Here is a 22,291-nt window from a genome sequence, read left to right on the forward strand (position 1 = left end):
AAGGAAAGCCAATCGATGCCGCAGGTGGATCCCGAACTCTTCGACCGCGGTCAGTTCCAGGCTGAACTGGCCCTGAAAGCGAGTCCTATCGCGGCGTTCAAGAAGGCGATCCGCCAGGCCCGCGAGGTGCTCGATGCACGTTTTCGGGCCGGTCGCGATATACGCAGGCTGATCGAAGATCGGGCGTGGTTCGTCGATAACATCCTGCAAAAGGCCTGGGACCAGTTCGACTGGAGCGAAGACGCCGACATCGCGCTGGTCGCGGTCGGCGGCTACGGTCGCGGTGAATTGCACCCCTATTCCGACATCGATCTGCTGATCCTGCTGGACAGCGCCGATCACGAAATTTTCCGCGATTCCATCGAGCGTTTTCTGACGCTGCTGTGGGACATCGGCCTGGAAGTCGGTCAGAGCGTTCGCTCGGTCGACGAATGCGCCGAAGAGGCGCGCGCCGACCTGACGGTGGTCACCAACCTGATGGAAAGCCGCACCATCTGCGGCCCCGAGCGCCTGCGCCAGCGCATGCTCGACGTCACCAGCACTGCACACATGTGGCCGAGCAAGGATTTCTTCCTGGCCAAGCGCGCCGAGCAGAAGGCTCGCCACCACAAGTACAACGACACCGAATACAATCTGGAGCCCAACGTCAAAGGCTCGCCCGGCGGACTACGGGATATCCAGACCATTCTGTGGGTGGCCCGCCGTCAGTACGGCACCCTGAACCTGCGCGCCCTGGCCGGCGAAGGCTTTCTGGTCGAGAGTGAAAACGCCCTGCTGGCGTCCTCTCAGGAATTCCTCTGGAAAGTGCGTTACGCCCTGCACATGCTCGCCGGTCGCTCCGAAGACCGCCTGCTGTTCGATCATCAGCGCACCATTGCCGGGCTGCTGGGTTTTGAAGGCGACGACGCCAAACAGGCCGTCGAAAACTTCATGCAGCAGTATTTCCGGGTGGTGATGAGCATTGCCCAGCTCAGCGACCTGATCATCCAGCACTTCGAGGAAGTCATCCTCGCCCCGGAAGACGAAGCGCCACCACAGCCGATCAACTCGCGCTTCCAGCTGCACGACGGCTACATCGAGGCACGCAACGACAACGTGTTCCGCCGTACGCCGTTCGCCATGCTCGAGATCTTCGTGCTGATGGCCCAGCAGCCGGAAATCAAAGGCGTACGCGCCGACACCATTCGTCTGCTGCGGGAAAACCGTCACCTGATCGACGACAACTTCCGCAACGACATCCGCAACACCAGCCTGTTCATCGAGCTGTTCAAGTGCAAGATCGGCATTCACCGCAACCTGCGGCGGATGAACCGCTACGGCATTCTCGGACGCTATCTGCCGGAATTCGGCTTCATTGTCGGGCAGATGCAGCACGACCTGTTTCACATCTATACGGTCGATGCGCACACGCTGAACCTGATCAAGCACCTGCGCAAATTGCAGTACACCCAGGTGTCGGAAAAATTCCCGCTGGCCGCCAAGCTCATGGCCAAACTGCCCAAGCCTGAACTCATTTATATGGCCGGCCTGTACCACGACATCGGCAAGGGCCGGCATGGCGATCACTCGGAGATTGGCGCGGTGGATGCCGAGGCGTTCTGCCAGCGTCACCAACTGCCGGTCTGGGACAGCCGCCTGATCGTCTGGCTGGTGCAGAACCACCTGGTGATGTCGACCACCGCCCAGCGCAAAGACTTGTCCGACCCGCAGGTAATCCATGACTTCGCCCTGGCGGTCGGTGACGAAACCCGTCTCGACTACCTGTACGTGCTGACCGTGGCCGACATCAACGCGACCAACCCGACGCTGTGGAACTCGTGGCGTGCCAGCCTGTTGCGCCAGCTCTACACCGAGACCAAGCGCGCCCTGCGCCGCGGCCTGGAGAACCCGGTGGATCGCGAAGAACAGATCCGCCAGACCCAGAGCGCAGCACTGGACATTCTGGTGCGCGGCGGCACCGATCCGGATGACGTCGAGCAATTGTGGGCGCAACTGGGCGATGACTACTTCCTGCGCCACACCGCCGGCGACGTGGCCTGGCACACCGACGCGATCCTTCAGCAACCGGCCGACGGCGGTCCGCTGGTGCTGATCAAGGAAACCACCCAGCGCGAGTTCGAGGGCGGCACGCAGATTTTCATCTACGCGCCGGACCAGCACGACTTCTTCGCCGTGACCGTGGCGGCGATGGACCAGCTCAACCTGAATATTCACGACGCCCGGGTCATCACGTCCAGCAGCCAGTTCACCCTCGACACCTACATCGTGCTCGACACCGATGGCGATTCGATCGGCGACAATCCGGTCCGGGTCAAACAGATTCGCGAGGGACTGACCGAAGCCCTGCGCAACCCGGCCGACTACCCGACGATCATCCAGCGTCGGGTGCCGCGCCAGCTCAAGCATTTTGCGTTCGCCCCGCAGGTGACGATCCACAACGACGCCCAGCGTCCGGTAACCGTACTGGAACTCACTGCGCCGGATCGGCCGGGCCTGCTGGCACGGGTCGGCGGGATTTTCCTCGAGTTCGACCTGTCGCTGCAGAACGCCAAGATCGCCACCCTGGGCGAGCGGGTGGAAGACGTGTTCTTCATCACCGACGCCCACAATCAACCGCTGTCCGACCCGCTGCTGTGCAGCCGTTTGCAGGATGCCATCGTCGAACAGCTGAGCGTCAATCAGGAACCCGATATCAAACTGTCGCGCATCAGCATTTGATTGCGCGCCCGGATTCAACCGCTTTGCACGAGATCCCGCACCGATGAACAACGCTCTGTCCCAGCTTCAGCCCTACCCGTTCGAAAAGCTCCGCGCCCTGCTCGGCAGCGTCACGCCAAACCCGGACAAGCGCCCGATCGCGCTGTCCATCGGCGAACCGAAGCATCGCTCGCCAAGCTTTGTCGCCGAGGCGCTGGCCAACAATCTGGATCAGATGGCGGTGTACCCGACCACCCTCGGCATTCCGGCCCTGCGCGAAGCCATCGCGGCCTGGTGCGAACGTCGTTTCAACATGCCGAGCGGCTGGATCGACCCGGCGCGCAACGTGCTGCCGGTCAACGGCACCCGTGAAGCGCTGTTCGCCTTCACCCAGACCGTGGTCAACCGTGGCGACGACGCGCTGGTGGTCAGCCCGAACCCGTTCTATCAGATTTACGAAGGCGCGGCGTTCCTCGCCGGGGCCAAGCCGCACTACCTGCCATGCCTGGACGAGAACGGCTTCAACCCGGACTTCGACGCGGTATCGCCTGACATCTGGAAACGCTGCCAGATCCTGTTCCTGTGCTCGCCGGGCAACCCGACCGGCGCGCTGATTCCGGTCGACGTGCTGAAAAAGCTGATCGCCCTGGCCGACGAATACGACTTCGTAATCGCCGCCGACGAGTGCTACAGCGAACTGTACTTCGACGAACAGACGCCGCCGCCAGGCCTGCTCAGCGCCTGCGCCGAACTGGGTCGCCAGGACTTCAAGCGCTGCGTGGTGTTCCACAGCCTGTCCAAGCGCTCGAACCTGCCGGGCCTGCGCTCCGGTTTTGTCGCCGGCGATGCCGACATCCTCAAGGGCTTCCTGCTGTACCGCACCTACCACGGCTGCGCGATGCCGGTTCAGACCCAACTGGCCAGCGTCGCTGCGTGGAATGACGAAGTGCATGTACGCGCCAACCGTGCGCTGTATCGCGAAAAGTTCGACGCCGTGCTGGCGATTCTCAGCCCGGTGATGGACGTGCAGCGCCCGGATGGCAGCTTCTACCTGTGGCCGAATGTGCAAGGTGACGATGCCGCGTTCTGCCGGGATCTGTTTGCCGAAGAGCACGTGACCGTGGTGCCGGGTTCGTACCTGTCCCGTGACGTCGATGGCGTCAATCCGGGCGCCGGGCGCGTGCGCATGGCGCTGGTTGCGCCGCTGGCCGAGTGCGTCGAGGCTGCCGAGCGCATCCGCGATTTCGTCCTGCGCCACAAGTAATGTCTGAACGCCCGTGCCGGGCAATCCGGCACGGGCAATCAAATATCACGTAACAGTTGCCCTCCTGTTTCTACCTCACTCTCCTATTGGCCAGACGTTAGTCTTGGGCGGCGCCGCTCGCTGCGCACCACCAAAAACCGACCTTTGACTTCATGGAAGAAGTGAAAAAAATGACAGAACTGCTCGATTGCCAACTTCATCAATGGCCCGACGATCAGGCGGCCTACACAGCCGCCATCAATGAAAACCCGGCCAACGCCGGCAACGCGACCGGCACTCGCCGCAAGCGCTCCGTCGTCAACTATTCAAAGCTGTGGGCCAACGGCCGCACACTGAAAGTCGCCTTCATGGACGCGCCCGATGCCGAGCACAGGACCAAGATCATCGACGCCGCCAGCCAGTGGTTGCCGTACATCAACCTCAAGTTCGAATTCGTCGATGACCGGCAAGGCGATATCCGCATTGCCACTAACAACAATGACAACAGCTCAATGCTGGGCACCGATGCGCTGTTGATTCATCCGGACTATCCGACCATGAATCTGGGCGTGAAGCCGGACCACCAGGACTTTGAAGTGATCGTGATTCACGAGTTCGGGCATGCGTTGGGCGCGCTGCATGAACACCAACACCCACAGGCAAAAATTCCGTGGGATAAACCGAAGGTGTATGAGTTCTACAAAAATCGCGAAATGAACCCGCTGACCGAGGCGCAGGTCGACCGAAACCTGTTCGCCTCCTTCGACACGCTGGATGCGATCTACACCTCCTACGACCGCAGGTCGATCATGCACCACCCCGTGGCCAACACCTTGACGGTGGGCAACTGGGAGGTGCCGATCAACCGCAAGATCAGCAAGAAAGACAAACGCCTGATGAGGTTGCTTTATCCCAAGTAACGTTTTGCCTATTTGACCTGGCCCAGGTTGGCCTCACTCAAGTCGAGTTCGCCCAACACCTCGCGCAGCACGTCATCACCGATCTGGTGCTGACGACTGAGGCTGTACAACTCAAGGCGCTGCGCGCGCAGCGCCTTGAGGCGCAAGCGGCGTTCCAGCAGATCCATCTGGAACGCCAGCGCCTGGGCTTCGGCCGAATCGTTGAACACCTCCAGTTGGTGGCGGTACTCGGACATGATGCGCGCCTTGAGCTCGGCCGCCAGTGCGGCTTGCGCGGCGTCCTGCGGGCTGACCTCTTCGATCTCCAGCGCGTGAATCGCCGCTTCCGCCGTCTTGCGCCAGGCGTCGCGCACTTCCTGCCGGCGTTTGTCATCCGGACTCTTTTCGATGCCGCGCAACAGCAACGGCAGCGCAATACAGGCCGCCACCAGCGACAACAGGATCACCCCGGCGGCGATGAAGATCAGCAAATCACGCTCGGGGAACGCCTCGCTGCCCATCAGCATCGGCACCGACATCACACCCGCCAGGGTCACCGCACCGCGTACGCCACCAACGGTCAGCAGCCAGCAGGAACGGGCAGTCGGCACTTGCGTCAGATCCCCCTTGCCGCGCAGACGGCGCAGCAGCACCGACAGACGCCAGATGCTCTGCACCCAGATGAAACGCAACAGCACCAGCGCCAGGAAAATCGCCACCACATCGAGACAGCGATAGAACAGGGTCGGCCATAACGATGTCTCGTGGCTGACCACCGCTTTAACGATGTCCGGAAGTTGCAGGCCGAGCAGCAGGAAGATCAAACCGTTGAAGGCAAACTCCAGCAACGACCAGACGCTGCGGTTGAGCAACCGGGTGCTGGTCTGGCGCGGCAGCAGATCGAGCCAGCTCTGCATCATCCCCGCCGCCACTGCCGAAAGAATGCCCGATGCGCCGAGCCGTTCGGCCAGAACGTAAGCGGCAAACGGCAGCAGCAACATGAACACCACATGGGTCGCCGGATCGTCCCAGCCCCGGGCGATCATCCAGGCGCGCAACCGGCCGACCAGCCAACTCAGCGCCACACCGACCGCCAGCCCGCCGACCGCCACCAGCACGAAGGTCAGACTGGCATTGGCCAGGGAAAACGCACCGGTAACCGCCGCGACCAGGGCGAACTTGAACGTCACCAGGCCCGATGCATCGTTCATCAACGCCTCGCCCTGCAGCATGTGCATCAGCGGCGTGGGCAAGCGGTTCTGCGAAATGGCCGAGACCGCCACGGCATCCGTTGGCGACAGCACCGCCGCCAGCGCAAAGGCCACCGGCAAGGGAATCGTCGGCAGCAGCCAATGAATGAAGTAGCCCGCCCCGACCACGGTAAACAGCACCAACCCGACCGCCAGTGTCAGCACCGGCCCGCGCAGACGCCACAATTCCCGCTTGGGCATGCGCCAGCCATCGGAAAACAGCAGCGGTGGCAGGAACAGAAACAGGAACAGCTCCGGATCAAGAGCCACGTGCAGGCCGAGGGTCGGCCAGGCCAGCAAGGCACCGGCGGCGATCTGCACCAGTGGCAGCGGCAGCGGAATCACCCGTCCAATCAGGCGCGAGACACTGACCAGCATCAGCAGAATCAGGACGGTATAAGCGGTTTGCATAGAGCGGAAATCCCGGACAATCGACAGCGTTGAACTGCCATATTAGCCGCTTAGGCTGTGCGTGACCGTTGCACCTATGTCGCAGCCCTCTCAGCAAAAGCAACCTCGGCGCCGCGAAACCGTCTGGTCATGGCATAATCCGACACCATTTTTTTCCAGCACCTGTAAAGGGGGCAATTCCTTGACCGTTTCAAGCAAAACGTTGCACCTTTTCGGCATCAAAGCCTGCGACACCATGAAAAAGGCGCGCACCTGGCTCGATGAACACGCTGTCAGCTATGACTTCCACGATTACAAGACCGCCGGCATTGACCGCGAGCACCTGACCCAATGGTGCGACGAGCATGGCTGGCAAACGGTGTTGAACCGCGCAGGCACGACCTTTCGCAAACTCGACGACGAACGCAAAGCCGATCTCGACCAGTCGAAAGCCATCGAACTGATGCTCGCTCAACCCTCGATGATCAAGCGCCCGGTGCTCGATCTCGGTGACCGAACCCTGATTGGCTTCAAGCCAGACATCTACGCGGCCGCGCTCAAGTAAGCAGCCCGTCACTTTTTGTAGAGGTATTCACATGTCCAACTCCCTGTTCAGTATTGCCTTCGGTGTCGGCACCCAGAACCGTCAAGGCGCATGGCTGGAAGTGTTCTACGCCCAGCCGCTGTTGAACCCTTCGGCTGAGCTGGTCGCCGCTGTTGCACCGATCCTCGGCTACACCGAAGGCAACCAGGCCATCACCTTCACCACCGCACAAGCCGCCCAACTGGCTGAAGCCGTGAAAGGCATCGACGCGGTGCAAGGCAAGCTGCTGACCCGCCTGGCCGAAAGCCACAAGCCGCTGGTCGCGACCCTGCTGGCCGAAGACGCGCAACTGACTTCGACTCCTGAGGCATATCTGAAGCTGCACCTGCTGTCCCATCGCCTGGTCAAGCCGCACGGCGTGAGCCTGGCCGGGATCTTCCCGCTGCTGCCGAACGTGGCCTGGACCAGCCAGGGCGCGATCGACCTGAGCGAACTGGCCGAGCTGCAACTCGAAGCCCGTCTGCGCGGCGAACTGCTGGAAGTGTTCTCGGTGGACAAGTTCCCGAAAATGACCGACTACGTGGTACCGGCCGGCGTGCGTATCGCTGACGCCGCACGTCTGCGTCTGGGCGCCTACGTGGGCGAAGGCACCACCGTGATGCACGAAGGTTTCATCAACTTCAACGCCGGCACCGAAGGCCCGGGCATGATCGAAGGCCGCGTCTCCGCTGGCGTCTTCGTCGGCAAGGGTTCGGACCTGGGCGGCGGCTGCTCGACCATGGGCACCCTGTCGGGCGGCGGCAACATCGTGATCAAGGTCGGCGAAGGCTGCCTGATCGGCGCTAACGCCGGTATCGGTATCCCCCTGGGCGACCGCAACACCGTCGAGTCGGGCCTGTACGTGACCGCCGGCACCAAGGTCGCGCTGCTGGACGAGCACAACAACCTGGTCAAAGTGGTCAAGGCCCGTGAACTGGCCGGTCAGACCGACCTGCTGTTCCGTCGCAATTCGGAAACCGGCGCTGTGGAATGTAAAACCCACAAATCGGCGATCGAACTGAACGAAGCGCTGCACGCTCACAACTAAGCAGCACATTGACCTATGTGGGAGCGAGCCTGCTCGCGAAGCTTTTGGCGTCCATAAGGACGCCTTCGCGAGCAGGCTCGCTCCCACAAGGTTCGGTGTACACCCGCCCAAGTTCACAGGGCTGAACAGATGATGATTCCCTCCCCCTGGCGCGCCGATTTCCCGGCCATCGCCGCCCTGCAACGGCAAGACCAGACTTACCTGGACAACGCCGCCACCACGCAAAAACCCCAGGCCCTGCTCGACGCGCTGGCGCATTACTACGCCAATGGCGCGGCCAACGTTCATCGTGCGCAACATCTGCCCGGCGCCCACGCCACGCAGGCGTTCGAGGACAGCCGCCTGAAGGTTGCCCAGTGGCTGAATGCCGGTGACAGCGGGCAGATCATCTTCACCCACGGCGCCACCAGTGCGCTGAATCTCCTGGCTTATGGCCTGGAACATCTTTTCCATCCGGGCGATGAAATTGTCATCAGCGCCCTGGAGCATCACGCCAATCTGCTGCCGTGGCAGCAACTGGCGCAACGTCGCGATTTGAAACTGGTGATCCTGCCGCTGGACGATGACGGCGTGATCGACCTCGCTGCTGCCGTTCACCTGATCGGCCCGCGCACTCGCTTGCTGGCGGTCAGCCAGTTGTCCAACGTACTCGGCGCCTGGCAACCGTTGCCGGCATTGCTGGCAATGGCCAAGGCGCACAACGCCCTGACCGTGGTCGATGGCGCTCAAGGCGTGGTCCATGGCCGGCATGACGTGCAGGCGCTGGGTTGCGACTTTTACGTGTTTTCCAGCCACAAGCTGTACGGCCCCGATGGCCTTGGCGTGCTGTTCGGAAGCAACGCAGCGCTCGAACAACTGCGCCCGTGGCAGTTCGGTGGCGAGATGGTGCTGGAAGCCAACTATCACGACGCGCGCTTCCGCCCTGCCCCATTGGGCTTCGAGGCGGGAACACCGCCGATTGCCAGTGTGATCGGCCTCGGTGCGACCCTCGACTACCTCGCGGGTCTGGATCAGGACGCCGTGTCCGCCCACGAAGCCGCGCTGCACGATTACCTTTTGCGAGGCCTCGCCGCCCGCAATGGCATCCGTCTGCTGGGCAAGCCGCAACTGGCGCTGGCCAGTTTTGTCGTCGAAGGCGTGCACAACGCCGATCTGGCGCATTTGCTGACCGAACAGGGCATCGCCGTGCGCGCCGGGCACCACTGCGCCATGCCGCTGCTCAAGCGCTTCGAACTGGCCGGGGCGATTCGCGTGTCGCTGGCGCTGTACAACGATTCCGAAGATCTGGAGCGGTTCTTTGAAGCGCTGGATCAGGCGCTGGAGCTGTTGCGATGAGCCTGCCGATCGAGGCCGCCGAAGCGCTGCAAACTTTTCAGAACGCCGCCGGCTGGGAACAGCGGGCGCGATTGTTGATGCAGTTCGGGGATCGTCTGCCACCGTTGAGCGATGCGGACAAGTGCGACGCCAATCGGGTACACGGCTGTGAAAGTCAGGTGTGGCTGGTTGGCGAATTGCGCGACGGCCACTGGCAGTTCGCGGCGAGCAGCGATGCACGGATGATTCGCGGGTTGGTGGCGTTGCTGCTGTTGCGGGTCAACGGCTTGACCGCGGGCGAGCTGCAGCAGGTGGATCTGCCGGACTGGTTCAATCAGTTGGGACTGTCGCGGCAGTTGTCGCCGTCGCGCAGCAATGGTTTGAATGCCGTGTTGCAGCGGATGCGTGAACTCGCCCCGAACTGATCGTTCCCACGCTCCGCGTGGGAATGCAGCCCGGGACGCTCTGCGTCCCATGCCGAAGCGGACGCAGAGCGTCCAATGAGGCATTCCCACGCAGACGGTTCGACGCCTCGACGTGGGAACGATCGGCGACGTAGAGCGTGGGAACGATCGGTCACTGGTCAGGCCTGAGGCTTGACCCGATCCGCCGGGCGCCGCACGCCCGCCACAATCTTGTCCACAGCCTTGGTCGCCGCGACCATGCCGAACGTCGCCGTCACCATCATCACCGCGCCAAACCCGCCGGCGCAGTCCAGCTTCACGCCGTCGCCGACAAAACTCTTCTGCAGGCAAATGCTGCCGTCCGGCTTCGGATAGCGCAGCTGTTCGGTGGAGAACACGCACGGCACGCTGTAATGGCGGGTCACGGTGCGCGAAAAACCATAATCGCGGCGCAACGTTGAACGCACTTTCGAGGCCAGTGGGTCGTTGAAGGTGCGGTTGAGGTCGCAGACCTGAATCAGCGTCGGATCGATCTGCCCGCCAGCTCCACCGGTGGTGATGATCTGAATCTTGCGGCGCTTGCACCAGGCAATCAGCGCAGCCTTGGCGTTGACCGCGTCGATGCAGTCGATCACGCAGTCGATGTTCGGCGTGATGTATTCGGCCATGGTGTCGCGGGTGACGAAATCCGCCACGGCGTGCACCTTGCAGTCCGGGTTGATCCCGCGCAGACGCTCGGCCATCACCTCGACCTTGGGTTTGCCGACGGTGCTGTCGAGCGCGTGCAACTGGCGGTTGGCGTTGCTGACGCAGACGTCGTCGAGGTCGAACAGCGAAATCTCGCCCACCCCGCAACGGGCCATGGCTTCCGCCGCCCAGGAACCGACGCCGCCAACGCCGACAATCGCCACGTGGGCTGCACGCAGGCGCTCGAGGCCCTCGATGCCATACAAACGGGCGATGCCTGCAAACCGCGGATCTTCTGTACTCATGACCATTACCCTGAAAACCGGCGCGCATTATAGGACTACGCAGCGACAAGTTTTAAGCTTCAAGCTACAAGTGTAAGAACTTAAGTCAAAGTCGATTGCCCAACATCCGGCATTTTCCTGTCTCTTGTAGGACTCAGCGAACTGCCGGTGTAGGATGCGCGCCCTCTTGGCGTCAACCAGCCGACCCTTCGTTCCACAGCCTTTGGAACCCGACACAGCTATGTCATCGCGTAAATTTGGACTCAACCTGGTGGTGGTTCTGGCAATCGCCGCCCTGTTCACCGGTTTCTGGGCGCTGATCAACCGCCCCGTCTCCGCGCCGAACTGGCCGGAGCAGATCTCCGGTTTCTCCTATTCACCGTTCCAGCAAGGACAGTTCCCACAGAAGGATCAGTATCCGTCCGACGATGAAATGCGCCGCGACCTGGAGATCATGAGCAAGCTGACGGACAACATCCGCATCTACTCGGTCGACGGTTCCCTGCAGGACATCCCGAAACTGGCGGAAGAGTTCGGTCTGCGCGTGACCCTGGGGATCTGGATCAGCCCCGACCAGGAGCGCAACGAGCGGGAAATCACCCGCGCCATCGAACTGGCCAACACTTCGCGCAGCGTGGTTCGCGTAGTGGTCGGCAACGAAGCGATCTTCCGCAAGGAAATCACCGCCGAACAACTCAGCGTGCTGCTCGACCGCGTGCGCGCAGCGGTGAAAGTGCCGGTGACCACCTCCGAACAGTGGCACGTCTGGGAAGAACACCCGGAACTGGCCAAGCACGTCGACCTGATCGCCGCCCACGTTCTGCCCTACTGGGAATTCATTCCGGTGGACAAGGCCGGGCAGTTTGTTTTCGACCGCGCCCGCGACCTGAAAAAGATGTTCCCGAAAAAGCCGCTGCTGCTGTCCGAAGTGGGCTGGCCGAGCAACGGCCGCATGCGCGGTGGCGCCGATGCGTCGCCGGCGGATCAGGCGATCTACCTGCGCACGCTGGTCAACAAACTCAACCGCCAGGGCTTCAACTACTTCGTGATCGAAGCGTTTGACCAGCCGTGGAAGGCCAGCGACGAAGGTTCGGTCGGCGCCTACTGGGGCGTGTTCAACGCCGCGCGCCAGCAGAAATTCAACTTCGAAGGCCCGGTGGTGGCGATCCCGCAATGGCGCGTGCTGGCCATCGGCTCGGTGGTGCTGGCGCTGTTGTCGCTGACCCTGCTGATGATCGACGGCTCGGCCCTGCGTCAGCGCGGCCGTACCTTCCTGACCTTTATCGCGTTTCTGTGCGGTTCGGTGCTGGTGTGGATCGGTTACGACTACAGCCAGCAATACAGCACGTGGTTCAGCCTGACGGTGGGCTTCCTGCTGGCGCTCGGTGCGCTCGGGGTGTTCATCGTGTTGCTGACCGAGGCCCATGAACTGGCCGAAGCGGTGTGGATCCACAAACGCCGGCGTGAATTCCTGCCGGTGGTCGGCGATTCCGACTACCGCCCGAAAGTCTCGATCCACGTGCCCTGCTACAACGAGCCGCCGGAGATGGTCAAACAGACCCTCAACGCCCTGGCCAACCTCGACTACCCGGACTTCGAAGTCCTGATCATCGACAACAACACCAAGGACCCGGCGGTCTGGGAACCGGTGCGCGACTACTGCGAAACCCTCGGCCCGCGCTTCAAGTTCTTCCACGTCTCGCCCCTGGCCGGTTTCAAGGGCGGTGCGCTGAACTACCTGATCCCGCACACCGCCAAAGACGCCGAAGTGATCGCGGTGATCGACTCCGACTACTGCGTGCACCCGAACTGGCTCAAGCACATGGTGCCGCACTTCGCCGACCCGAAAATCGCCGTGGTGCAGTCGCCGCAGGATTACCGCGACCAGAACGAGAGCACCTTCAAGAAGCTCTGCTACGCCGAATACAAAGGCTTCTTCCACATCGGCATGGTCACCCGCAACGACCGCGACGCGATCATCCAGCACGGCACCATGACCATGACCCGTCGTTCGGTTCTGGAAGAACTGGGCTGGGCCGACTGGTGCATCTGTGAAGACGCCGAACTCGGTCTGCGGGTATTCGAGAAAGGCCTGTCGGCGGCGTACTACCACGACAGTTACGGCAAGGGCCTGATGCCGGACACCTTCATCGACTTCAAGAAGCAGCGTTTCCGCTGGGCCTACGGTGCGATCCAGATCATCAAGCGCCACACCCGCAGCCTGCTGCGCGGCAAGGACACCGAACTGACGCGCGGCCAGCGTTACCACTTCCTCGCGGGCTGGCTGCCGTGGGTGGCAGATGGCATGAACATCTTCTTCACTGTCGGCGCACTGTTGTGGTCGGCGGCGATGATCATCGTGCCGCAACGGGTCGATCCGCCGCTGCTGATCTTCGCGATCCCGCCGCTGGCGCTGTTCGTGTTCAAGGTCGGCAAGATCATCTTCCTCTACCGTCGCGCCGTGGGCGTGAACCTCAAGGATGCGTTCTGCGCCGCACTGGCCGGTCTGGCGTTGTCGCACACCATCGCCAAAGCGGTGCTGTACGGCTTCTTCACCAGCAGCATTCCGTTCTTCCGCACCCCGAAAAACGCCGACAACCATGGTTTCTGGGTGGCGATTTCCGAGGCCCGGGAAGAGCTGTTCATCATGCTGCTGTTGTGGGGCGCGGCACTGGGGATCTTCCTGGTGCAGGGCATTCCGAGCAACGACATGCGCTTCTGGGTGGCCATGCTGCTGGTGCAGTCGCTGCCGTACGTGGCGGCGCTGATCATGGCGTTCCTGTCGTCGCTGCCAAAACCTTCGGCGGCGCCTGAACCGGCACCGGTGGTCTAAATCCTCACCGATGCACTAAACGGCGGCCAATGGTCGCCGTTTTGCTTTAAGATAACCGCCATTTTGCGCGCCTTGCCCCCCAGCTTTCGGAGTTTTCCATGACGGCCCACGCCGACCTTTCGCCGACCCTTCAACTCGCCATCGACCTGATCCGCCGTCCGTCCGTGACGCCGGTCGACGCCGATTGCCAGAAGCAGATGATGCAGCGCCTGGGCGATGCCGGTTTCCAGCTGGAACCGATGCGCATCGAAGATGTGGATAACTTCTGGGCGACGCACGGCAAAGACGACGGCCCGGTGCTGTGCTTCGCCGGCCACACCGACGTGGTGCCAACCGGTCCGGTTACTGCGTGGCAGATCGACCCGTTCAACGCAATGATCGACGAGCACGGCATGCTCTGCGGCCGTGGCGCGGCGGACATGAAAGGCAGCCTGGCCTCGATGACCGTAGCGGCCGAGCGTTTCGTCACCGCCTACCCGGATCACAAGGGCAAGGTCGCGTTCCTGATCACCAGCGACGAAGAAGGCCCGGCGCATCACGGCACCAAGGCAGTGGTCGAGCGCCTGGCAGCCCGTAACGAGCGTCTGGACTGGTGCATCGTCGGTGAACCGTCGAGCACCACGCTGGTGGGCGACGTGGTGAAGAACGGTCGTCGCGGCTCCCTCGGCGCCAAACTGACCGTACGCGGTGTGCAGGGCCACGTGGCCTATCCGCACCTGGCGAAGAACCCGATCCACCTCGCTGCCCCGGCTCTGGCCGAGCTGGCAGCCGAGCATTGGGATCACGGCAACGACTTCTTCCCGCCGACCAGTTTTCAGATTTCCAACGTCAACTCCGGCACCGGCGCGACCAACGTGATTCCGGGCGATCTGGTGGCGGTGTTCAACTTCCGCTTCTCCACCGAATCGACGGTCGAAGGCCTGCAGAAACGCGTCGCCGACATCCTCGACAAGCACGGCCTGGACTGGCACATCGACTGGGCGCTGTCCGGTCTGCCATTCCTCACCGAGCCGGGTGCGCTGCTCGACGCGGTGTCGTCGAGCATCAAGGACATCACCGGCCGCGAGACCAAGGCGTCCACCAGCGGCGGCACCTCCGACGGTCGTTTCATCGCGACCATGGGTACGCAGGTTGTTGAACTGGGCCCGGTCAACGCAACCATCCACCAGGTCAACGAGCGCGTGCTGGCGGCCGATCTCGACGTGCTGACCGAGATCTACTACCAGACCCTGATCAAGTTGCTCGCCTGATGCTCGCGTGCCCGATCTGCAGTGAACCGCTGAACGCGGTGGACAACGGCGTGGTCTGCCCCGCCGGCCACCGCTTCGACCGCGCGCGCCAGGGTTACCTGAACCTGCTGCCGGTGCAACACAAGAACAGCCGCGATCCCGGCGACAATCAGGCGATGGTCGAGGCCCGCCGCGACTTTCTGAACGCCGGGCATTACGCGCCGGTGGCCAAGCGTCTGGCGGAGCTGGCGGCGAGTTATGCGCCGGCGCGCTGGGTCGATATCGGTTGTGGCGAGGGTTACTACACCGCGCAGATCGCCGAGGCTTTGCCCGACGCCGACGGTTACGCGCTGGACATCTCGAAGGAAGCGGTCAAACGCGCCTGCAAACGCAATCCGGCGCTGACCTGGTTGATCGCCAGCATGGCCCGGGTGCCACTGGCCTCCGGCAGTTGCCAGTTTCTGGCCAGCGTCTTCAGTCCACTGGACTGGGAAGAAGCCAAACGCCTGCTCAGCGTCGGCGGCGGTCTGATGAAAGTCGGCCCGACCAGCGGCCACCTGATGGAACTGCGCGAACGCCTGTACGACGAAGTGCGCGAATACACCGACGACAAGCACCTGGCCCTGGTACCGGAAGGCATGGCGCTGGCGCACAGTGAAACCCTGGAATTCAAACTGACGCTGGACAAGCCCGAGGATCGCGCCAACCTGCTGGCGATGACGCCCCACGGCTGGCGCGCCAGTGCCGAGCGCCGCGCGGCGGTGATCGAACAGCCCGAGCCGTTCGTGACCACGGTCTCGATGCGCTACGATTATTTCGTTCTTCAATAACTTTTGGTCTCGGGCAACGACCCGGGGCCGGCTAAATCCGCGAATGGATTTTTCAGACCCGCAGTGAGGATATCCATGCGCCAACCGGACATCGAGATTTACCTGAAAGACGCCGACGTCGACCACAAGGCCATTTCCGCCTGGCTGGGCGCCGCTCTCGGCCCGTGCAGCGACTGGGTACAGAAAGGTCAGACGTACAAGTGCAAGGCCGGCAACATCCCGGTGACCTGGCTGCCCAAAGCCGTGGGCAAGTGGAACAGCCTGTACCTGGAAAGCGATGCGACCCCATGGGACGACGACATCGCCTGCGCCCGCGCCGCCTTTGCCGCGCTGAACGTCGAAGTGCGCTGCGCACCGGGGACGTGGGTCGAGGAAGAAGGTGAGGAAACGGCGGATCGCTGGATCCGGATCAGCGCCGATGGTGAAGAAGAGATCACCTGGAAAACTGCATAAAAGCAGCTTCGAGCTGCAAGCCTCAAGCTGCAAGCCTGACCGCTTGAAGCTTGTAGCTCGAGACTGGCCGCAGGTCCTCCCTTACAGGCCTACAACGTCTTCAGCCTGCAACCCCTTCTGCCCTTCCACCACCGCGTATTCAACCTGCTGACCCTCGGTCAGCGAACGGTGGCCTTCGCCGCGGATCGCGCGGTAGTGCACGAACACGTCCACCCCGTCTTCGCGCTGAATGAAGCCGTAGCCTTTGGCGTCGTTGAACCACTTCACGTTGCCGGTTTCACGTGTTGCCATCTGTTCATACTCCTTTTTTATTATTGAACAGGCTTTTCGCAGGAAAGCCTTTGAGGAACGTCAGCCTGCGTCCGACGTCCATAAAAGGGCCCCGGCGACAGATCGCCGAGTATATGACAGGCGGCAAAACTCTCAACAGGAGATTACTTCGCCGCTTTTTTGCCGATTTTCGCCCAATACGGCAAACTAAGGGGCGTTTTTCATGAGTTTTCGCGCCGCGTTGTCGCCTTAAAGCGGACCAGGCAAGGCGCAGGCCGCTGGAAATGGTTGTTCCCTTTCCAAGGCCTGCAACGCAGCCTGGTCCGCTTTAAGGCACAACCCGAAGGGCCGCGCCTGCTGTTGTGCAGGGCCGCGTTGCTCGAAGCTTGTTTGGAACGACCAAACCACGCTTCTCGCGCCTTGCCCTGCACAACAGCAGGCACGGCGCGGCACGAAAACTCATGAAGAACGCCCCCCTGACCGCCCGAGCAAACGCTCGGTTTATCCACTCACGCAGAAGCCGTATGACCCGTTCCCCGTTCCGCCGTCTTGTGTTTGGCACCTTGCGCCGACTGTTGTATCTCTGGGTTCGCTCCGAGACGATCAACCAATCGTCGTTCACCCTCAACCTCGACCGCAGTCGTCCGGTGTTCTACGTCCTGCAAAATCCATCGCTGACCGATCTGGCGGTGGTCGACACCGAGTGCACCAAGGCCGGCCTGCCGCGCCCGGTGCTGCCGGTGTCCGTGGGTTCGCTGATCGAACCGGCGGCGTTTTTCTACCTGACGCCGGATCCCGACTGGCTCGGCCGCCAGGACAAGCGCGGTGCGCCGCCGACCCTGACCCGACTGGTCAGCGCCCTCAGCCAGAATGCTGCCGAAGACGCGCAGATCATTCCGGTCAGCGTGTTCTGGGGCCAGTCACCGGACAGCGAAAACAGCCCGTGGAAACTGCTGTTCGCCGACAGCTGGGCCGTCACCGGGCGTCTGCGTCGCCTTCTGAGCATCATGATTCTGGGGCGCAAGACCCGCGTGCAATTCTCCGCACCGATCCACCTGCGCGAACTGATCGAACACAACAAGGGCCACGAGCGCACCGTGCGCATGGCCCAGCGGATCCTGCGGGTGCACTTCCGCAACCTCAAGGCTGCGGTGATCGGCCCGGACATTTCCCACCGCCGTAACCTGGTCAAAGGCCTGCTCAACCAGCCGCTGGTCAAGCAAGCGATCCTCGACGAAGCCGAGCGCGAAAACATCTCCCCGGAAAAAGCCAAGGCCCAGGCCCTGCGCTACGGCAACGAGATCGCCTCGGACTACACCTACACCGCGATCCGTTTTCTGGAAGTGGTGCTGAGCTGGTTCTGGAACAAGATCTACGACGGTATCAAGGTCAACCACATCGAAGGCGTGCAGAAGGTCGCCCAGGGTCACGAAGTGATCTACGTGCCGTGCCACCGCAGCCACATTGACTACCTGCTGCTGTCGTACTTGCTGTTCCGCAATGGCCTGACCCCGCCGCACATCGCCGCCGGCATCAACCTCAACATGCCGGTGATCGGCAGCCTGCTGCGCCGTGGCGGGGCGTTCTTCATGCGCCGCACGTTCAAGGGCAATCCGCTGTACACCTCGGTGTTCAACGAATACCTGCACACCCTGTTCACCAAAGGTTTCCCGGTCGAATACTTCGTCGAGGGCGGTCGCTCGCGTACCGGGCGCATGCTGCAACCGAAAACCGGGATGCTCGCGATCACCATGCGCAGCTTCCTGCGTTCGTCGCGGATGCCGATCGTGTTCGTGCCGGTGTACATCGGTTACGAGCGCGTGCTCGAAGGCCGCACCTACCTCGGCGAGCTGCGTGGCGCGAGCAAGAAGAAAGAATCGATCTTCGACATCTTCAAAGTCATCGGCGCGCTAAAGCAGCGCTTTGGCCAGGTGGCGGTGAACTTTGGCGAGCCGATCAAACTGGCGGAATTCCTCGACAGCGAACAGCCGGACTGGCGTCAGCAGGAACTCGGCCCGCAGTACAAGCCGGCGTGGCTCAACGAAACCACCAACCGCCTCGGCGAGAAAGTCGCACAGCACCTGAACGAAGCGGCGGCGATCAACCCGGTCAACCTGGTGGCGCTGGCGCTGCTCTCGACCACCCGCCTGGCGCTGGATGATCGGGCCATGGCGCGGGTGCTGGATCTGTATCTGGCGCTGCTGCGCAAGGTCCCTTACTCGCCGCACACCACGTTGCCGGAAGGCGATGGCCGCGCGCTGATCGAACACGTGAAGGACATGGATCTGCTGTCCGAGCAGAACGATGCGCTGGGCAAGATCCTTTATCTGGACGAGCAGAACGCCGTCCTGATGACGTACTACCGCAACAACGTGCTGCACATCTTCGCCCTGCCGGCGCTACTGGCGAGCTTCTTCCAGAGCACCTCGCGCATGAGCCGCGAACAGATCCTGCGCTACACCCGCGCGTTGTATCCGTACCTGCAATCGGAGCTGTTCATCCGCTGGACCCTGGACGAACTGGATGCAGTCATCGATCAGTGGCTGGAAGCGTTCGTCGAACAGGGCCTGCTGCGTTTCGAAAAAGACGTGTACCTGCGCCCGGCACCGAGCTCGCGGCATTTCGTGCTGCTGACCCTGCTGTCGAAGAGCATTGCCCAGACCCTGCAACGCTTCTACATGACCGTTTCCCTGCTGCTCAACAGCGGCCAGAACAGCATCAGCGCCGAAGAACTGGAAGACCTGTGCACGGTCATGGCCCAGCGCCTGTCGATCCTGCATGGCCTGAACGCACCGGAGTTCTTCGACAAGAGCCTGTTCCGCCACTTCATCCAGACCCTGCTCGACCTCGACGTACTGCGTCGCGACGAAGCCGGCAAGTTGAGCTACCACGAACTGCTCGGCGAACTGGCCGAAGGCGCAGCCAAACGGGTGCTGCCGGCGGAGATTCGCTTGTCGATCCGTCAGGTGGCACTGCACCGCAGTGAAGATGCGGCCGATCAGCCCGCCGCCCCTGTGCAAAGCGACTAAATTCCTACAGGCGCCAGGCTTCTTCTGGCGCCGTCGATACGGAGATCTCCGATGAGAAAACTTTCCCTGCTTGCCGCCGCCACGCTGCTCAGCGCCTGCCAGTCGACCTCACCGGCCGGCAAGGTCAGCCTCGACGGCGAAGTGTTCTACCTGCAACGCATCGCCCTGCCACCCAGTGCGACCTTGAGCGTAAGCCTGCAGGACGTTTCGCTGGCCGACGCTCCGGCCGTGGTACTCGACGAACAGAAAGGCCCGGTCAAAGGCCAGGTGCCGCTGCCGTTCCACTTGAGCTACGATCCGGCCCAGGTCAAACCCGGCCACCGCTACTCGGTCAGCGCGCGCATCGAAGTCAACGGCGAGCTGATGTTCATAACCACTGAAAACCATACCGTGCAGCTCGATGGCAAGGATCCGCAGCCGCTGAAGATCCGCGTCGACGCCGCACGCTAACCCTCTCCGAACAAGGAAGCCGCCATGCTCCGCCCTACCCTTCGCTTCGCCGGCCTGTGCGCGGGCCTGATGATCTCCGCCAACGCACTGGCCCTGTCCCTAAGCGACCTGTCGCAAGGCGACGCCACCGGCGGCCTCAAGGACGCCCTGACCCAGGGCGCGCAACTGGCCGTCAAACAACTCGGCACCCCGGGCGGTTTCAGCAACAACCCGGACGTGAAGATCGAACTGCCGGGCAAACTCGGCAAAGTCGCCGGCAAGATGAAAGCCTTCGGCATGGGCGCTCAAGTTGAAGAACTGGAAACCGCCATGAACAAGGCCGCGGAAACCGCTGTCACCCAGGCCCAGCCGATCCTCGTCGACGCCGTGAAGAAAATGAGCGTGGAAGACGCCAAAGGCATCCTCAGCGGCGGCAACGACTCCGCCACCCAATACCTGGACAAATCCAGCCGCGAACAGATCCGCACCAAGTTCCTGCCGATCGTCAAACATGCAACCGACAAAGTCGGCGTAGCCCAGAAATACAACGCCTTCGCCGGCCAGGCCGCGACCTTCGGGGTGGTGGATGCGAAAAGCGCCAACATCGAAAGCTACGTGACCGAACAAGCGCTCAACGGCCTGTTCGAAATGATCGGCAAACAGGAAGAAACCATCCGCAAGAACCCGGCCGCTGCGGCGACGAGTCTGGCGAAGAAAGTGTTTGGTACGCTCTAAACCGACACGACACGGGAGTGAGCTGTCTCACTCCTGTTGTTCAATCCGCCACCAGCGGAAACACGTAAAAAGTACACCCACTCGCGCCCCATTTTCTTCTTCTCGAAAACCTGCAGCTCAACCAACCCGCTCAACGTCGACACCGCTGTGTTGTAGGCACAACCAAGATGCTCCTTGACGTTCCCCGCCGTGAACTCCTTCGCCACCCCGCTCCTGGCCACCTGATAAATGGCCCGCTGCCGCTCTGTCAGCCGATCAAAAAAGCCCGAACAGGTCAGCCAGCGCTCGAAGTCTTCGCTGTACGCCACACTCTTGCGGTACACATCGGTAAACCCCTCCACCGCCCGCAGAATCACCGAACACTGAAACTCGATGAAGTACGTCAGGTCGAGCTCATCAGCCTCGCTGTGCAAATACGACCGCCCGTACTTTACCGGCGCGTTGCGCAGTAAAAGACTGATCGCGATATAGCGGAACGCCGAAAACTCGTGCTTGAACATGAACCAGTAAAACAGCGCCCTGGCGACCCGCCCGTTGCCATCGCGAAAGGGATGTTCATAGCCCAGGGCAAAGTGCAGCGAGATCGCCTTGATCAGCGGATGCAGGTAGTTTTTTTGCTGAGGTGAACCCTGTGGTTGATTGATCCACTGCGAGAGCAAATCCAGTCGCCTCACCAATCCGGCGGCAGGCGGTGGCGAGTGGACGGTATTCCCCTCGCCGTCCTGCACCACCACTTCATCGTTGGTCCTGAAAAGCCCGGGGTCGTACAGCTCGTCATCAATACCCTCGACACCGACTCGGTGCATCGACGCAATCAACTCCACGCTCAAAGGCTCATAACGTTTTTCCCAGGCGAAATTCATCATTCGGTAATTGCCCATGACCATCCGCTCATCCGGCGTCCGGGGCTGACGCCGTTGCTTGAGCATGTCCTTGGCAACACGGGTAGTGGTCGCGGCGCCCTCCAGCTGACTGCTGCTGATCGCCTCATCCTCGATCAAATCGTTAAGCAAATAACTGAAATGCGCCCGCTCGCCTATCTGGCTGGTCATGTACTCCAGCGACGCCGTCGTGGTTTGCCGATCAACCACTGAAAGGGCCTTCTGCGCGGTGGGCGTCGGCACAAACTTTCCCCACTGGGCCGGCTCCCCCAAAGGCAGAAGATGAATGTACTGAGCGGCCCGCGCCTTCTTGACCAACGCCCAACACAATCGCGAATCCAGCCCGCTGGCCCAGCGATACCGCAAATCCTCAAAAGGCAGATACCGCCCCTGATCATCCAGCGGCTTGAGCAACGCAAGATAGTCCGCCAGACGCTGCTTGTGAGGCGCGCGCATCAACAACTCAAAGACCGGATCGGCCCGACCTTTCAATACCGGCGGTTTCTTCATCAACGCTGCTCAACCAAGGCTGAAAAACAGCCTCGAGTACAGCACTGCAAACACAGCGACTCAATATCGGAGGCGTCTGAAAAAAACGTAGGAGACGGCGCAAGGTCCTACAAAGCTGCTTGCTCCCAAAAGAAAAGATCGGCCCACAGACCGCCATCGCTAGCAGGCTAGCTCCCACAGTTGACACGGGTTTCCTCAAAAATATGGCGTAGCCAAACCACTCAACACAATGAGCGTTAGCTCGAGTACCGCTCTTGACGTGCCGGCCCCTTCGGCCGGCTGAGTGGAGGGAT

18 protein-coding genes are annotated in these 22,291 nt (G+C 61.8%); 14 read left to right on the plus strand and 4 right to left on the minus strand.

Going from position 1 to position 22,291, the window contains the following annotated elements:
- Positions 1 to 15 precede the first annotated feature (15 nt).
- From AC07Y2_RS18140 to AC07Y2_RS18150, 3 genes are all read left to right on the plus strand, one after another.
- Positions 16 to 2,718: a [protein-PII] uridylyltransferase gene (locus AC07Y2_RS18140; RefSeq protein ID WP_039769661.1), complete on the plus strand. Its 2,703-nt coding sequence runs from the start codon at positions 16 to 18 to the stop codon at positions 2,716 to 2,718.
- A 43-nt stretch (positions 2,719 to 2,761) separates the two neighbouring features.
- Complete coding sequence (gene dapC, locus AC07Y2_RS18145; protein WP_103386560.1) at positions 2,762 to 3,961, plus strand: succinyldiaminopimelate transaminase; 1,200 nt, start codon at positions 2,762 to 2,764, stop codon at positions 3,959 to 3,961.
- A gap of 170 nt (positions 3,962 to 4,131) precedes the next feature.
- Entirely contained in the window at positions 4,132 to 4,860 is a 729-nt protein-coding gene (locus tag AC07Y2_RS18150; protein ID WP_039769720.1) for a M12 family metallopeptidase, read from the plus strand.
- Positions 4,861 to 4,868: 8 nt separating this feature from the next.
- Here AC07Y2_RS18150 and AC07Y2_RS18155 read toward each other — a convergent pair whose 3' ends face one another.
- Positions 4,869 to 6,500 carry a Na+/H+ antiporter gene (locus tag AC07Y2_RS18155; RefSeq protein ID WP_103386561.1) on the minus strand — a complete coding sequence of 544 codons (1,632 nt, stop codon included), beginning with the start codon at positions 6,498 to 6,500 and terminating at the stop codon, positions 4,869 to 4,871.
- A 181-nt stretch (positions 6,501 to 6,681) separates the two neighbouring features.
- On the opposite strand from AC07Y2_RS18155, the gene AC07Y2_RS18160 reads away from it, so the two are divergent.
- The 4 genes from AC07Y2_RS18160 (at position 6,682) to AC07Y2_RS18175 (ending at position 9,849) form a co-directional block, all read left to right on the plus strand.
- Positions 6,682 to 7,044 carry an ArsC family reductase gene (locus tag AC07Y2_RS18160; protein ID WP_003222107.1) on the plus strand — a complete coding sequence of 121 codons (363 nt, stop codon included), beginning with the start codon at positions 6,682 to 6,684 and terminating at the stop codon, positions 7,042 to 7,044.
- Between the two features lie 31 nt (positions 7,045 to 7,075).
- The gene (gene dapD / locus AC07Y2_RS18165) at positions 7,076 to 8,110 is read left to right on the plus strand and encodes a 2,3,4,5-tetrahydropyridine-2,6-dicarboxylate N-succinyltransferase (protein ID WP_007954762.1); all 1,035 of its coding nucleotides are present in this window, start codon (positions 7,076 to 7,078) and stop codon (positions 8,108 to 8,110) included.
- Between the two features lie 129 nt (positions 8,111 to 8,239).
- Complete coding sequence (locus AC07Y2_RS18170; protein ID WP_085666849.1) at positions 8,240 to 9,445, plus strand: aminotransferase class V-fold PLP-dependent enzyme; 1,206 nt, start codon at positions 8,240 to 8,242, stop codon at positions 9,443 to 9,445.
- Positions 9,442 to 9,849, plus strand: a complete 408-nt coding sequence (locus AC07Y2_RS18175; protein WP_074691290.1) for a SufE family protein — start codon at positions 9,442 to 9,444, stop codon at positions 9,847 to 9,849. The genes AC07Y2_RS18170 and AC07Y2_RS18175 overlap by 4 nt, the downstream gene beginning before the upstream one ends.
- A 158-nt stretch (positions 9,850 to 10,007) precedes the next feature.
- Here AC07Y2_RS18175 and tcdA read toward each other — a convergent pair whose 3' ends face one another.
- Positions 10,008 to 10,826 carry a tRNA cyclic N6-threonylcarbamoyladenosine(37) synthase TcdA gene (gene tcdA / locus AC07Y2_RS18180; protein ID WP_039769652.1) on the minus strand — a complete coding sequence of 273 codons (819 nt, stop codon included), beginning with the start codon at positions 10,824 to 10,826 and terminating at the stop codon, positions 10,008 to 10,010.
- 214 nt (positions 10,827 to 11,040) lie between these two features.
- Between tcdA and AC07Y2_RS18185 the strand changes: the two genes are divergently transcribed.
- The 4 genes from AC07Y2_RS18185 to AC07Y2_RS18200 all read left to right on the plus strand — a co-directional run bounded on the left by AC07Y2_RS18185 (position 11,041) and on the right by AC07Y2_RS18200 (position 16,144).
- A complete protein-coding gene (locus tag AC07Y2_RS18185; protein WP_074691288.1) occupies positions 11,041 to 13,632 on the plus strand; it encodes a glycosyltransferase in 2,592 nt (863 codons plus the stop codon).
- A 98-nt stretch (positions 13,633 to 13,730) separates the two neighbouring features.
- Positions 13,731 to 14,882: a succinyl-diaminopimelate desuccinylase gene (gene dapE, locus AC07Y2_RS18190; protein WP_039769650.1), complete on the plus strand. Its 1,152-nt coding sequence runs from the start codon at positions 13,731 to 13,733 to the stop codon at positions 14,880 to 14,882.
- The gene (locus AC07Y2_RS18195; RefSeq protein WP_096819640.1) at positions 14,882 to 15,691 is read left to right on the plus strand and encodes a putative RNA methyltransferase; all 810 of its coding nucleotides are present in this window, start codon (positions 14,882 to 14,884) and stop codon (positions 15,689 to 15,691) included. Before dapE ends, AC07Y2_RS18195 begins: the two co-directional genes overlap by 1 nt.
- Before the next feature lie 75 nt (positions 15,692 to 15,766).
- Entirely contained in the window at positions 15,767 to 16,144 is a 378-nt protein-coding gene (locus AC07Y2_RS18200; RefSeq protein WP_039769649.1) for a hypothetical protein, read from the plus strand.
- Between the two features lie 81 nt (positions 16,145 to 16,225).
- Here the strand turns inward: AC07Y2_RS18200 and AC07Y2_RS18205 are convergent, their stop codons facing one another.
- Complete coding sequence (locus AC07Y2_RS18205) at positions 16,226 to 16,435, minus strand: cold shock domain-containing protein (protein ID WP_007954750.1); 210 nt, start codon at positions 16,433 to 16,435, stop codon at positions 16,226 to 16,228.
- 503 nt (positions 16,436 to 16,938) lie between these two features.
- Between AC07Y2_RS18205 and plsB the strand changes: the two genes are divergently transcribed.
- From plsB to AC07Y2_RS18220, 3 genes are read left to right on the plus strand one after another with little or no spacing between them, the layout of a single operon-like run.
- Complete coding sequence (gene plsB, locus AC07Y2_RS18210; protein WP_103386562.1) at positions 16,939 to 19,443, plus strand: glycerol-3-phosphate 1-O-acyltransferase PlsB; 2,505 nt, start codon at positions 16,939 to 16,941, stop codon at positions 19,441 to 19,443.
- Positions 19,444 to 19,494: 51 nt separating this feature from the next.
- A complete protein-coding gene (locus AC07Y2_RS18215; RefSeq protein WP_103386563.1) occupies positions 19,495 to 19,893 on the plus strand; it encodes a YbaY family lipoprotein in 399 nt (132 codons plus the stop codon).
- Positions 19,894 to 19,917: 24 nt separating this feature from the next.
- Positions 19,918 to 20,607: a DUF4197 domain-containing protein gene (locus AC07Y2_RS18220; protein ID WP_103386564.1), complete on the plus strand. Its 690-nt coding sequence runs from the start codon at positions 19,918 to 19,920 to the stop codon at positions 20,605 to 20,607.
- On the opposite strand, the gene AC07Y2_RS18225 is transcribed toward AC07Y2_RS18220, so the two are convergent.
- Positions 20,604 to 21,998 carry a Fic family protein gene (locus tag AC07Y2_RS18225; protein ID WP_039769642.1) on the minus strand — a complete coding sequence of 465 codons (1,395 nt, stop codon included), beginning with the start codon at positions 21,996 to 21,998 and terminating at the stop codon, positions 20,604 to 20,606. The genes AC07Y2_RS18220 and AC07Y2_RS18225 overlap by 4 nt on opposite strands.
- Between the last annotated feature and the right edge of the window lie 293 nt (positions 21,999 to 22,291).

Source organism: Pseudomonas sp. GW456-12-1-14-TSB6 (genome assembly GCF_059424205.1).